Origin of the sequence: Stutzerimonas chloritidismutans AW-1, assembly GCF_000495915.1 — a bacterium.
Taxonomy (GTDB): domain Bacteria; phylum Pseudomonadota; class Gammaproteobacteria; order Pseudomonadales; family Pseudomonadaceae; genus Stutzerimonas; species Stutzerimonas chloritidismutans.
Map to the genome: position 1 here is coordinate 17919 of NZ_AOFQ01000004.1, position 13711 is coordinate 31629.

The 13711-nt window shown below is 63.7% G+C and carries 13 protein-coding genes; all 13 read right to left on the bottom strand.

Going from position 1 to position 13711, the window contains the following annotated elements; all coding sequences use genetic code 11:
• Positions 1-72 precede the first annotated feature (72 nt).
• The 13 genes from gpgF to urtA all read right to left on the bottom strand — a co-directional run bounded on the left by gpgF (position 73) and on the right by urtA (position 13397).
• A complete protein-coding gene (gpgF, locus tag F753_RS26395) occupies positions 73-1065 on the bottom strand; it encodes a glucosaminyl phosphatidylglycerol flippase (protein WP_023443804.1) in 993 nt (330 codons plus the stop codon).
• Positions 1062-1823: an N-acetylglucosaminyl phosphatidylglycerol deacetylase gene (gpgD, locus tag F753_RS26400; protein WP_023443805.1), complete on the bottom strand. Its 762-nt coding sequence runs from the start codon at positions 1821-1823 to the stop codon at positions 1062-1064. The genes gpgF and gpgD overlap by 4 nt, the downstream gene beginning before the upstream one ends.
• Positions 1816-2931 (bottom strand): N-acetylglucosaminyl phosphatidylglycerol synthase, encoded by a 1116-nt coding sequence (gene gpgS / locus F753_RS26405; protein ID WP_023443806.1) that lies wholly within the window; start codon positions 2929-2931, stop codon positions 1816-1818. Before gpgS ends, gpgD begins: the two co-directional genes overlap by 8 nt.
• Positions 2932-3085: 154 nt before the next feature.
• Positions 3086-3961, bottom strand: a complete 876-nt coding sequence (locus F753_RS26410; protein ID WP_023443807.1) for a YihY/virulence factor BrkB family protein — start codon at positions 3959-3961, stop codon at positions 3086-3088.
• A gap of 70 nt (positions 3962-4031) precedes the next feature.
• Positions 4032-5069 carry an AAA family ATPase gene (locus F753_RS26415; protein WP_023443808.1) on the bottom strand — a complete coding sequence of 346 codons (1038 nt, stop codon included), beginning with the start codon at positions 5067-5069 and terminating at the stop codon, positions 4032-4034.
• Positions 5070-5337: 268 nt separating this feature from the next.
• Positions 5338-6378 carry an aliphatic amidase gene (locus tag F753_RS26420; protein WP_023443809.1) on the bottom strand — a complete coding sequence of 347 codons (1041 nt, stop codon included), beginning with the start codon at positions 6376-6378 and terminating at the stop codon, positions 5338-5340.
• A 104-nt stretch (positions 6379-6482) separates the two neighbouring features.
• On the bottom strand, positions 6483-6830 hold the full coding sequence (locus F753_RS26425) for an FmdB family zinc ribbon protein (protein WP_023443810.1): 348 nt from the start codon (positions 6828-6830) through the stop codon (positions 6483-6485).
• Positions 6831-6908: 78 nt separating this feature from the next.
• Positions 6909-8138: a formamidase gene (gene fmdA / locus F753_RS26430; RefSeq protein WP_023443811.1), complete on the bottom strand. Its 1230-nt coding sequence runs from the start codon at positions 8136-8138 to the stop codon at positions 6909-6911.
• A gap of 283 nt (positions 8139-8421) precedes the next feature.
• Positions 8422-9111, bottom strand: a complete 690-nt coding sequence (gene urtE / locus F753_RS26435; RefSeq protein WP_023443812.1) for an urea ABC transporter ATP-binding subunit UrtE — start codon at positions 9109-9111, stop codon at positions 8422-8424.
• Between the two features lie 143 nt (positions 9112-9254).
• Positions 9255-10007, bottom strand: a complete 753-nt coding sequence (gene urtD, locus F753_RS26440; protein WP_023443813.1) for an urea ABC transporter ATP-binding protein UrtD — start codon at positions 10005-10007, stop codon at positions 9255-9257.
• A complete protein-coding gene (urtC, locus tag F753_RS26445) occupies positions 10004-11200 on the bottom strand; it encodes an urea ABC transporter permease subunit UrtC (protein ID WP_023443814.1) in 1197 nt (398 codons plus the stop codon). Before urtC ends, urtD begins: the two co-directional genes overlap by 4 nt.
• Positions 11201-11246: 46 nt before the next feature.
• On the bottom strand, positions 11247-12164 hold the full coding sequence (gene urtB, locus F753_RS26450; RefSeq protein ID WP_003295665.1) for an urea ABC transporter permease subunit UrtB: 918 nt from the start codon (positions 12162-12164) through the stop codon (positions 11247-11249).
• Positions 12165-12227: 63 nt separating this feature from the next.
• A complete protein-coding gene (gene urtA / locus F753_RS26455) occupies positions 12228-13397 on the bottom strand; it encodes an urea ABC transporter substrate-binding protein (protein WP_312723655.1) in 1170 nt (389 codons plus the stop codon).
• Positions 13398-13711: the final 314 nt, after the last annotated feature.

A 13711-nucleotide genomic window follows, 5' to 3' on the forward strand; every position in this document is an offset into this window, starting at 1 on the left:
TTCTCATTGGTGACATAGGGTGGACCGCCCGTGCGAAACGTTAGTTTCCCCCGGCCATCGGAACAGAGCGGCTCACGCATGGCGCGAAGGGACCAGGCGGCGCAGCAACGGTCGCCCTGCCAGGTGCAGGAACACCGGCGCGCCCACGATGAGGTAGAAGTAATAGGTCACGAAGCGCCAGATCAGAATCGCCGCTGCCGTCGTCGACTTGCCCACCATCGGCGTCAGCAGCGCGGCCGACGCCAGTTCGGCGCTACCCGCCCCACCGGGCAGCAGGCTCAGTTGGCCGGCGGTCAGCGCCAATAACTGGACGAGAAAGGTCCAGGCCCACGCCAGCTCGCCGCCCAGGCCACGCAGCGTCAGATAGAGCACGCTGAAGCGCAGCAGCCAGTGCAGCGTGGTCAACCCGAACACCGCCAGCAAAAGACGACGCGGCAGGCGAAAACAGTCGACCAGCGCATTTCGAAAGCCCAGCACCTTGCGTGCCCAACGGCGCTTGCGTGACGGCTTCATGCCGAGCCGGCCAACCAACCAGCCATTGAGCAGAAATACCTGCCGGTGGAAACGCCCGAGCAGCGCCAGCAGCACCATCACTCCGATCAATAGCGCGACGCTGAAGCCCAGCAGACTGGCAATATGCGTGTTGAACTTGTGGGTCAGTGCATAGAACAGCACGCCGACCAGGGCACAGGCGAAGAACAGCAGATCGCTCAGCTGCTCCACGGCATAAGTCGCCGTGCCCTTGGCCGGCGCCACGCCCTGGCGCATGAGCAGCGCCATCAGGGTCAGCGGCCCACCGGCACCTCCAGGCGTCGCACAGATGGCGAATTCGGTGGCGACGACGATGCCGAATGCGCGGCGCTGGCCCAGCTTTCGACGCCCGAGCAACAGGCGCAGGCGCAGCGCATTCAGATTCCAGCCGACCAGCACCATGCCGAGCATGGTGGCCAACAGGCTACCCGGAAAGTGGCGCAGTCGTTCGAACAGGCCGGTGCCGCCAAGCAGAAGCGGCACCATGGCCGCCGCGAGCAAGGCACCGCCCAGCAACCACCAGCGCCGGTTCATGCCACGGCGCTCGTCTGGCGGTACTGGCGCAGCCAGTCGATCTTGGTCAGCGGTGTCCTGCCGTCCTGCAGCAGCCGCTCGAGCACATCGAGCCAATAGCGGCGGGGGAACTCGTGGCGCATATCCACCGGATGCAGGCCCAATCGCAGCAATGGCGCCTGACGGCTCTGACGCAACTGGCGTTCGCTGACCAGCCAGGACACACCACGACGCCAGGGGCTGCGAGCACTCCAGACCAAGCCAGGAGCGACGATTGGAGTGAAATCCGGCAGCAGGTAAAGGTGGCCTGGATCACTGGTATAGGTTAGCCCGCTGCCGGCCAGTACACGCCGGGTGCCCTCGCTCATCAGCCAGGCGGGGGCGACGAAACCATGCAGCGGCCATTGCTGGCGCCGGAACAACTCCAGGCCATGCGCCAGCCGTTCGCCGGCAGCCTGTTCGCCAAGGCCATAGAACTCGCCTTCATGGGTGTACACCCGGCGCATGAACCAGTCCCGCGGCGTCTTCGGCGCGGGCTCGAGATCGGCGTGGTAGCAGCCGTGCAGCACCAGTTCGTCACCACGCTGCACACGCTGGTCCAGTAGCCGGCAAAAATCCGGCTGCCGCTCCAGCGGATTGCGCTGATGAAAGTCCGGGACCACCAGCCAGGTAATCGGTACACCGCCGATGGCGTCCACCGCCTCGACGAAGGGCCGGTAGTCCGGCCAGGTTTCCGCGGCCACGTCGTGCAGCACCAGCGTCAGAGCAGTCTCAGCCATGTACGGCTACCGGCAGGTCCGCTGTGCCGAGCACCGCGTGATAATGGGCGAGCAATCCCGCCACTACGGCATCCCAGGCATGGTGCGCCTCGACATGCTGGCGCGCCTGCTGTCCGAGCAGTCGCGGATCGTCTTCGAACAGCTCGCGCACGGCATGCGCCATGGCCCTCGGGTCGAGCGGCCGACACAGGCGCCCGGTGTAGAACGGCACCAGCTCCGGTAACGCACCGGCACGCGCGGCGATCACCGGAATACCGCTGGCCATGGCTTCGAGCGCCACCAGGCCGAACGTCTCCTGATTGCCGGCATGCAGCAGCACATCGCTACTGGCCATGTAGCGCGCCACTTCGCTGGCACAACAGAAGCGGTCGATCACCGTGACGTTGTCCGGCACCCGCTGCGGCATGCTCGAACCCACCAGCAACAGGTGGTACGGCTTGCCGAGCTGGCGCGCGGTTTCCAGCAGGATGTGCAGGTTCTTCTCCCGCGAACCGCGCCCGGCAAAGATCATCAGCCGGGTGTCGTCGGCCAGGCCCAGCTCGCGGCGCAGATCGGGGTCGCGCCGCTCGGGGCAGAAGGTGTCCAGATCAACCCCCAGGGGCTGCACGAAGACGTTCTTCACGCCGAGGTGCAAGAGCTTGTCGGCCATCACTTCGCTGGGTGCCAACACCCGGTCGAAACTTCCGTACAGCTTTGAAACGTAGCCGTTGAGGTTGGTGCCCAGCCAACTGCCGATGCGGTTGCTGACCAGCAGTGGCAGGTCTGAGTGATAGAAACCAATGACCGGAACATTGAGCCGGCGCCCCGCATCCAGTGCCGCCCATGCGGTCATGTAGGGGTCGCCGACCTCGATCAGATCAGGACGCAGCGAACGCAGCAGATTGCGCCAGGGCGCGCGGCGGATCGGAAAGCGGTAGCCCTTGCCGAACGGCAGGATCGGTGCCGGCACCTCATAGAGGCCGTCGTTGTGACTGTAGTCGCCGCCCGGCACCAGAATGCTGTGCCGCACGCCGGAGTAAAGCTGCAGCCTGCGATGCTTCGCCTCGAGGTAGGTGCGCACGCCACCACTGGCGGGCGCGTAGAACATGGTCATATCCGCGATATGCAAGGTACTTCTCCGTCGGTCCCATAGCAGAACTCCGGCCTCGCCGGGCACGTCGCGCGTCAGCGGCATGCTCCGCAATCCCTGCGGAATAATTCTGTAATGAAATAGATGACCGTTACGTAGAAGGGTTGTTCGCAGCGGGGCGCCAGACGGCGTCTCAGGCGTCCGGCACCTTCTCGCCCGGGTCCTTGCCTTCGACCGAAGCGTGTTCGATCACCGCATTGAGTTCGGCACCGAACAGCAGCACTGCCGATGAGATGTACAGATAAAGCAGCAAGACGATGATGGCGCCGATGCTGCCGTAGGTCGCGTTGTAGTCGGCGAAGTTCTGCACATAGATGCCGAACGCGATCGAGGCCAGAATCCACACCAGCACGGCTAGCACCGAGCCCGGCGTGATGAAGCGAAACTCCTGCTTCACATCCGGCGCCACGTAGTACAGCAGCGCCACCACCAGCATCAGCATCAGCACGATCACCGGCCAGCGCAGCCAGGTCCAAAGCAGCACGACGATGTCCTTCAGGCCGACCTGCGAAGCCAGCCACTCCATCACCTGCGGCCCGACGATCATCAGCCCGGCCGACAACAGCAGCAGCACGGCGATGCCCACGGTATAGGCCAACGAAAGCAGGATCAGCTTCCAGCTCGGTCGCCCCTCCTCCACGTCGTAAGCGCGGTTCATCGCATTCATCAGCGAGCGAAAACCGACCGAGGCCGTCCACAGCGCCACGACGATACCGAACGACAGCAGCCCCGCCTTCTGTTCCTGCAACTGGTCAATGACCGGATTGATCTGCTCCATCGCCATCGGCGGCAAGGCCAGCTCGGCCTGCATGCGCAACCAGTCGAAGAAGTTCTGCAGATCGAGAAACCCGAGCAAGGTGATAAGAAACAGCAGGAACGGAAACATCGAGAACAGGCCGCGGTACGCCAGCGCCGAGGCATAGGTCGACATGTCATCGTTGCCGAATTCCTTGAACGTACGCTTGAGCAAGGTCACGGCCCCGATACCGCGGGTGTCCAGCATGGCCATCGATGTTTCCCCAATCAGTGAAATGTGCGGTCTAGAAAATGGGACGACCGCTCTGCTGGAGAGTTCGCTGCTAGTCGCTCGCGAGCGGCTCCACACGGATCGCACCATCTTGCAGAACCGCTCGCCATAGCCGCTCGACGGGATCGCGCAACAGGGCTTCCGCCAACGCTGGCTCCAGGCGCGTGCGCAGCCGCCGGCTGAGGTCGCGCGCACCGAAACGCGAGTCGTGCGTGCGGCAGATGGTGTGTTTGACGGCCTCATCGACCTGCAGCCGTACGCCCTGTCGGGCCAGGCGCTGTGCCAGCTTGCCCAGTTCGACATCGAGCACAGCCTTCAGCCGATCGCCCTGGATGCTCTCGAACTGCAGCGTGCGGTCGATGCGATTGAGAAACTCCGGATCGAAATGCCGATGCAGCGCCTGCCCGAAGCTACGGCTTCGCAACGCGGCACGGCCCATGCGTGGTATCGGCCAGCGCTCCCACCGCGCAGCCTGCCGTGCGCCGATGTTGCTGGTCATGAACACCAGCGCGTTGCGGAAATCCAGGGTTCGGTTGCCAGCAGCCAAGGTCAGTCGTCCGCTATCCAGCACATTGAGCAAGCTGCGTACGACTTCCCGGCTGGCCTTCTCCAGCTCGTCGAACAGCACGATACCGGGCCGGCTGAAGCTTCCGGCGATGGCCTCGGCGTCGAACAGGGTGGTGCCTTCCTTGCTGCCCACGTAGCCGGGCGGGGCTCCGGTGAGCGCGGCGGCGTAGTGTTCCTGGGCCAGGGTATTCATGTCGATGCGGCAGAAGGCGTCCGGCTTGCCATGAATGGCGTGGGCCAGCAGACGGACGATCTCGGTCTTGCCAACCCCGGTCGGGCCGAGGAAGAGATTGACCGTCAGCGGACGTTCGGGATCGCCGATTCCGGCCTTGACCACGCGAAGCAGCGCCTCGATTTCGCTCAGCACAGGGTCCTGGCCGATAATGCGGCTGCGCAGCAGCACCATGACGGTCTCGACGTCGAACAGGAAGCGTGACGCCGGCATCGGCCCTTGGCCTGTCCGATCGCTGGCTTGCGCGATTTGGGTACGGTTGTGCTCGATCAGTTCATTCACGAAAGGCATGGGCGTCCCGGTGCGGAGTATTGAACGTGCCCCCTCAACCACAGCAGCGAAGGGCCGCGTGGGATGGGTGCGATAAACACTGCGTGTCCGCCGCTACCTGCTCTCCGAAAGGCATAGCCTGCATCGCAACGAGGCGGGTAATCACAACCCAAAGTAGACACAGGCCTGCCACCCTCACCTCTCCAAGGAGAAGTGAGGGCTGAGGGCGCACGCCCCCCGATGGCAAGCAAACCCTTGGAACAGTTGCCCCAAGGCGGCGGGCAACCCTTCAACCCAGCGTCCGCTCCCGCCCCGCGTGCGGCAGTTCGTACACCGGGCAGTCGTCGACGCCGACAGTGGCGCGGGTCATGGCCTCAACATTTTCCTGCGCCTTCTGCGCATCCAGCACCCAGGTGCGATAGAACTCGAACGGACAGTCAGCCACGCCCTTGTCACCGTCACCGGAGTTGTAGACGCCGGTGTAGCCGCGGTGCAGGAGCTTGAACAGGTGGTTCTGCGACTGGTCGTTGGCACGGGCGTCACGGATTTGCGAGATGGACAGCTGGGCGTACTGGATACCCATTTCCTCCTCGCCGCACTCGCCCAGGGTGCGACCGTCGAAGCCGATGATCGCCGAGTGGCCGAAGTAGCTGTAAACGCCATCGAATCCCGCGGCATTGGCCACCGCCACGTAGCAGTTGTTGGCCCAGGCCATGGTCTTGGACATCAGTACCTGCTGCTCCTTGGCCGGGTACATGTAGCCCTGGCAGCGCACAATCAGCTCGGCGCCCTTCATCGCACAGTCGCGCCAGATCTCCGGGTAGTTGCCGTCGTCGCAGATGATCAGGCTGATCTTCATGCCCTTCGGGCCATCGCTGACGTAGGTCCGATCACCCGGATACCAGCCCTCGATCGGGCACCAGGGGATGCACTTGCGGTACTTCTGCACGATCTCGCCCTGATCGTCGATCAGCACCAGCGTGTTGTAAGGCGCCTTGCCCGGGTCTTCGTGGCGCTCGCCGGTGAGCGAGAAGATGCCCCAGGTCCGTGCCTCGCGACAGGCAGCCGAGAAGATCGCGGTTTCCTCGCCGGGAATGATGGTGGCGGTTTCCATCATCTCGCCGGGGTCGTACATGATCCCCATGGTGCTGTATTCGGGGAACACCACCAGGTCCATGCCCGGCAGGCCGAGCTTCATGCCCTTGATCATCTCGGCGATCTTGCGCGCGTTGTCGAGCACCTCGGCGCGGGTGTGCAGGCGCGGCATCTTGTAGTTGACGACGGCTACGCCGACGGTATCGGGACTGCTGGAAATATCACCGTGGCGCATGAGCGCCTCCTCTTGGTTGTCGAGTCAGTGCGATCGTGGGAGTGGCGTCTGCCGCATTGCTCAGCCACTGCGGCCAAAGGCACTCCACGGGGTTCAGTGACGCCTCAGTGGCTGATCATCCACGGCCGGTTCGACGGGCTGGTCTTGAGCGCATGGGGATTCGCCTTGGTCGGCGCCACCGGCTTGCTCGGGCCGCAGCAGCTGCAGCCGGCCGGGTGGCGCTTGCTGGCGGCATACTCGGCGACTGTCTTCGGCGCGTGGCTGGCGCGCTCATTGGTCTCATGCGCCGCGCGGGTGCTGCCGGCCATGGTTGCCAGGCCTGGGGCGGTGCGAATCACTCGCGGGCTGGGCATGCCGCAGGCCGGGCAATCGCAGGGGTCGCTGCGCACACTCATCGGGCGCAGGGCAGTGAAGTCACCGCAGGCGTCGCAGTCGTATTCATAGATCGGCATCGCATCATCCTCCGTGTCCCTCCATCCGGGCGTGCCAGGCCGCCGTCCAGAGCACCTGCCCCGCCCGAATGAACGAACTCATTTGTCGTAGGCGATCGGCAGGTCGATGCTGCCGTCGAGGAACCGGGTCGGCCCGGACGCGTTCGGGTGGATGTCAAACTCGAAGATCTCGGTCGGCAGCCAGAGCGTGGCGCAGGCGTTGGGTATGTCCACCACACCGCTGATATGGCCCTGCACTGGCGCCGAACCGAGCAGCGAGTAGCCCTGCGCCGGCGAGTAGCCGAATTTGGTCAGGTAGTTGATGGCATTCAGACAGGCCTGCTTGTAGGCGATGTTGACGTCCAGGTAGTGCTGCTTGCCGCTCTCGTCGACCGAGATGCCTTCGAAGATCAGGTAATCCTTGTAGGTCGGCACGATGGGGCTGGGCTTGAAGATCGGGTTCTTGATGCCGTACTTGGCCATGCCGCCCTTGATCAGCTCGACCTTCATGTGCACCCAGCCGGCCATCTCGATGGCGCCGCAGAAGGTGATCTCGCCGTCACCCTGGCTGAAGTGCAGGTCGCCGACCGAGAGCCCGGCGCCATCTACATAGACCGGGAAGAAGATCTTCGAGCCGCGCGAAAGGTCCTTGATGTCGCAGTTGCCGCCATGCTCGCGAGGCGGCACGGTACGCGCGCCCTGGGCCGCGGCCTTGTCACGCGCCTCGCCGGTGAGCTTGCCCATGTGCGCGCTCGCAGCGAATGTCGGATTGGCCAGCGGCGGGACGCGGTTGGGATTAGTGTCGATCAGGCCCTGCTCGCGCTCGTTCCAGGTCGCCAGCATCTTGTGGTCCGGCAGGCAGCCGATCAGGCCGGGATGGATCTGCCCGGCGAAACGCACGCCCGGGATGTGCCTGGAGCTGGTGAACAGGCCCTGGAAATCCCAGATGGATTTCTGCGCATGAGGGAAGTGGTCGGTCAGGAAGCCGCCGCCGTTCTGCTGCGAGAAGAAGCCATTGAAGCCCCACAGCGAATCCTGCTTGGCACCGATGTCGAGCAGGTCCACCACCAGCAGGTCGCCCGGCTCGGCACCCTCGACGCCAACCGGACCGGACAGGTAGTGCACGGTGGTGAGGTCGACGTCGCGCACATCGGATGCATCGTCGTCGTTCTTGATCGCGCCTGCAGTCCAGTCGTAGGTCTCGAGAATGAAGTCGTCGCCCGGCTTGACCCAGCAGGCCATCGGAATGCCGGGATGCCAGCGGTTGTGGATCTGCTCGTTCTCGGTGGCAGGCTGGTTCAAGTCGACCTTGATCAGGGTATCGGTCATGACGAAGCTCCTTTGCGTTGGAAGGACATCAGCGTTGCGCTGAACACGGAGCTAGTCTTTTCCGTCGCCAGCTTTTCCGAAATACGTTGGATGACGTATGTGCGGAGCCAGCAAATACGCGGCTTACAGCTCTGTTGGGCAGGCAGGAGAAGGCCGGCGTGCAGGGAATGCACACCAGCCTGAGGATCAGGCAAAAGAGAAGAATTGCGTCGCCCCATCGCTCCGCGAAAGGCCCTTGGCGCGCGAACCAGCCTGCACGGTTCGCGCTCACGAAATAAGCACACTACACCGACAGGTAACGACTGATGGTCGCCTCGTCGGCATTGGCTGCGCTTTCCTCCAGCACGAAGCGGCCCTTCTCGATGACCAGGAAGCGGTCGGCGATTTCCATCGTGAATGACAGCACCTGCTCGGAAACCACGATGGTCAGATCGCGAAGCGAGCGGATCTCCTTCAGCGTGCGCGCGATGTCCTTGATGATCGACGGCTGGATGCCCTCGGTCGGCTCGTCCAGCAGCAGCACCTTGGGATTGGTCGCCAGTGCCCGGGCGATCGCCAGCTGCTGTTGCTGTCCGCCGGACAGATTGCCGCCCTTGCGCTTGCGCATGTCGTGCAGCACCGGGAACAGCGCGTAGAGATCATCCGGCACCTTGCCGCCTGCGGCTGCCGGCAAACCCGTTTGAATGTTCTCCAGCACCGTCATGCTGGGAAAGATCATCCGCCCCTGGGGCACGTAGGCCACACCGCTGGCAACCCGTTGATGGGTCTCCAGCCCGGCGACTTCCTGCCCATCCACCTGCACGCTGCCTGCCGTCTGCGGGACGATTCCCATCAGTGTCTTGAACAGCGTGGTCTTGCCCATGCCATTGCGGCCCATGACCGCAACGATTTCCTGCTTTTCGACCTTCAGATTGAGGTCGTGAAGGATCTGACTCTGGCCGTAGCCCGAAGCGAGGCTGCTGATCTGGAACATGCTGAACTCCTGTTTGTACCTGTTGGGTGCGACACGCGTGGACATGCCTGCGGCGATGTCCACCCTACGGTGCGCGGGCCAGCCGTCGGCGTAGCGTCGATAACCGCAAAGCGTTATCCACGCGTGCCAGGGCCCGCACCGCCTCAATGCCCCAGATAAACCTCGATGACCTTGGGATTGCTTTGCACCGCTTCCATGCTGCCCTCGGCCAGCACCTTGCCCTGGTGCAGCACGGTGACCTTGTGGGCGATGCTCTTGACGAACTCCATGTCGTGCTCGATCACCAGCACCGAGCGGCCCTGACTGATGCGCTTGAGCAGCTCGGCGGTCTGTGCCCGCTCACTGACGCTCATGCCCGCCACCGGCTCGTCGAGCATCAGCAACTCCGGGTCCTGCATCAGCAGCATGCCGATCTCCAGCCACTGTTTCTGGCCGTGTGAGAGCAGTCCCGCTTCGCTGTACAACTGCTCGCTCAGACCGATTTCCGCCGCGATTTCCTCGACCCGGGCGATGACCTCGGCGCTGCGTTTGAAGAACAGCGCGCCGAACACCTTGCGCCCGGCCGGATAGGACATCTCCAGGTTTTCGAACACGCTGAGGTTTTCGTAGATCGACGGGTTCTGGAACTTGCGCCCGACCCCGGCGCGAACGATGTCGAACTCCTTCATCTTCGTCAGCTCGCGCCCGTCGAACTGGATCGAGCCGCCGGTGGCGCGGGTCTTCCCGCAGATCAGGTCGAGCACCGTGGTCTTGCCGGCGCCGTTGGGGCCGATCACCACGCGTACCTCGTTGCGGTCCAGATAGAGGTTCAGGTCATCGACAGCCTTGAAACCATCGAACGAAACGGTCAGGCCCTCGATGGCCAGCACCGGTTTGGGCATCTGAAATCCAGTCATGGCGTGCTCTCCAGTTGCTTGGCGGGAACCGCATCAATCGTTGCACCGCCCACCCCCGCCTGCTCCGCCGGCGGCTTGGGCTTCATCAGTGGCTGGCGCCGATCCGGCAGCCGCAGACGCGCCAGCCAGGGGCGGGCATGACTCTGCCAGAGGCCTGCCAGGCCGTTGGGGAAATACATGACCACGGCGATGAACAGGCCGCCCATGAAGTACAACCAGAGTTCGGGGAAGCTCTCGGAGAACACCGTCTTGCCGTAGTTGACCAGCAACGCGCCGTATACCGCGCCGAGCAGCGACATGCGCCCGCCCACGGCGGCGAAGATGACCATCTCGATCGATGGCACGATGCCGACGAAGCTCGGCGACATGAAGCCCACCTGCAGGGTGAACATCGCCCCGCCGATGGCCGAGAAGCTCGCCGCCACGCAGAACACGAAAATCTTGAAGCTGGCCACGTCGTAACCGGAGAAGCGCACCCGTTCTTCCTTGTCACGCATGGCCATCAGCAGGCGCCCGAGCTTCGAGGCGAGGATGAAACGCCCGATCAGGATGCAGCCGATCAGCAGCGCCGCGTTGACGAAGTAGAGAATGGTCTTCGCCTCGTCAGTGCGAATGTCCCAGCCGAGCAGCGTCTTCAGGTCGGTGATGCCGTTCACCCCGCCGGTCAGGCCCTGCTGTCCGATGATCAGGATGGTCAGGATCGCCGCGATGGCCTGGGTGACGATGGAGAAGTACACGTCACCCACCCGGCGCTTGAACATCGCCACACCGATGATCAGCGCGAGGATCGCCGGCACCGCGACCACGGCAAGCAGGGTGAAGCCGAAGCTCTGGAAGGGTTGCCAGAACAACGGCAGCTCGGTGATCTGGTTCCAGTCCATGAAGTCCGGGATGCCGGGCGTGGACTGGATCCTGGTGCTTTCCGGGTCGGATGCCTCGAGCTTGAGGAACATCGCCATGCAGTAGCCGCCGAGGCCGAAGAAGATCCCCTGCCCCAGGCTGAGAATGCCGCCGTAGCCCCAGCAGAGCACCAGGCCCACGGCAACGAAGGCGTAGGTCAGGTACTTGCCCACCATGTTCAGGCGAAAGCTGTCGAGCAGCAGCGGAAACACCAGCAGGAGCAGCGCCACGAGGATCAGCAGACCGATGCCGCCCTGCTTTCCGCCGAAGAATTTATCGAGTGTCGAGTTCATGCCTTGGCCCTCACGTCGTTCGCCACTGCCACAAAAAAACTGTTCATCATTTGCGCACCTTGGCCGTGAACAGCCCCTGCGGACGCAGCATGAGGATCAGGATCACCGCCGAAAGGGTCAGCACCTTGGCCATCGAGCCGCTGATGAAGAACTCGGCCATCGATTGCGTCTGGGCGATGGAGAACGCCGAGGCAATGGTGCCGAACAGACTGGCCGCGCCGCCGAAGACCACCACCAGAAAGGTGTCGACGATGTACAGCGAACCGGAGGTCGGGCCCGTCGAACCGATGGTGGTGAACGCCGCGCCAGCGACCCCGGCCACGCCGCAGCCGAGGGCGAAGGTCATGCGGTCGACCTTCTTGGTGTTGATCCCCACCGAACGTGCCATCACCCGGTTCTGCACCGTGGCGCGCACCTGCAGGCCCCAGCGCGAGCGGTACATGAGGACGAAGATCGTCGTGGTGAGCAGCAGTGTCAGCGCCATCACGAACAGCCCGTTGAGCGGGATGTCGATGGTGTCGGTGGGCATCCAGGACCCCATCAGCCAGTCCGGCAGCGTGGCGCTGACCTCGCGCGCACCGAAGATCGAACGGAACGCCTGCTGCATCACCAGTGACAGGCCCCAGGTCGCCAGCAACGTGTCCAGCGGGCGATGGTAAAGCTTGCTGATCAACGCCCATTCGGCGAGCCAGCCCAGCGCACCGGCAATCACGAATGACAGCACGATGGCGACGAAAAAGTAGTAGGGCTGCAGCTCAGGCAGGTACTTGAGCGTCAGCACCGAAACCAGATAGGTGGTGTAGGCACCCACGGTGAGGAACTCGCCATGGGCCATGTTTATCACGCCCATCTGACCAAAGATGATCGCCAGACCCAGAGCCATCAGCAGCAGCACGCAGAACACCGACAAGCCGTTGAAACCCTGCATGGCCGCGATGGCACCAAACTCCGATAGCCATTCCATGATGATGTCTCCTGATGGCAAAAGAGATCGCCGCGGGCCTGCCGGCACGCGGCGCAGAGAGGGTTACTGGTAGCCTTTCGGGAAGGGATTCGGCTCGATCAGGTCGGACTCGAAGACCACCTGGAACTGGCCGTCGGCCTGCACCTGGCCGATGCGCGTCTTGCTCCACAGGTGCTGGTTCTCGTGCACCTTCACGTAGCCTTCCGGCGCGGTGTTCAGCTCCAGCCCAGCGGAGGCGGCGACCACCTTGTCGACGTCGAAGCTGCCGGCCTTCTCGACCGCGGCCTTCCACAGCCAGGGGCCGAGATAGGCGGCCTGGGTGACGTCACCGATCACCGCGTCGCTGCCGTACTTGGCCTTGAACGCCTTGACGAATTCGACGTTGTTGGGGTTATCGAGGCTCTGGAAGTACTTCATCGAGGCGTAGAAGCCGGCCATGTTCTCGCCGCCGATGCCGAGCAGTTCGTCCTCGGTGACCGAGAGGGTCAGCAGGGTCTGCTTGTCCGCGGTGATGCCGGCGGCCTTGAGCTGCTTGTAGAAGGCGACGTTGGAACCACCGACCACGGCAGCGAAGATCACGTCAGGCTTCTTCAGCTTGATCTTGTTGGTCAGCGAGCCGAACTGGGTGTTGCCCAGCGGGTAGTACTCCTCGCCCACCACCTTGCCGCCGAGCACGTTCTCGATGTGCTTGCGGGCGATCTTCATCGAGGTGCGCGGCCAGATGTAGTCCGAGCCGAGCAGGTAGAAGGTCTTGGCGCCCTTCTCCTTGGCGACCCAGTCGAGGCCGGCGAGGATCTGCTGGGTGGCCTCCTGGCCGGTATAGACGACGTTCTTCGACTGCTCCAGGCCTTCATAGAAGGTCGGGTAGTAGAGCAGCCCGTTCTCCCGCTCGAAGATCGGCAGCACCGCCTTGCGCGAGGCCGAGGTCCAGCAGCCGAACACCGCGGCGACCTTGTCGCGCTCCAGCAGCTTCTTGGCCTTTTCGGCGAAGGTCGGCCAGTCGGACGCGCCGTCTTCCTGCACCACCTTGATCTGCCGGCCCAGGATGCCGCCTGCCGCGTTGATCTGCTCGATGGCCAGTCGCTCGGCCTGGATCGAGCCGGTCTCGGAGATGGCCATGGTGCCCGTCGCCGAATGCAGCTGCCCGACCACCACTTCCGTATCGGTGACCGCCAAGCCGGTGGTGTTGACCTCGGCGCTGGCGCTCGAGGCGAAGATGCTCATTGCCAGCATCGAGAGTGCCGCAGCCCCCTGCGCAAGCCGGCGGGGAAGGCGGCGTGACGAACCCGTCAGTTTTGAATCCATGATGATTGCTCCTGTCTCGGTGGGCCGTGCTTGGCTTGCCGCAACATTGCTGCTGCGGGCCGGCATCGGGTCGGGAGCAAGAATGGGCTCGGCTGTCTGGCCGGGGTATACGCAGGATGACGTAAGCGGGTACGTCATCTGACGTATCCGTTGCAGGCGCACTGCTGGTGCATCCTTGCGCCGGTATGGAGCACGCCGGCAGCCGGCAACCCTCACCCCTGCCGATCACGGCAGCGCTGCGC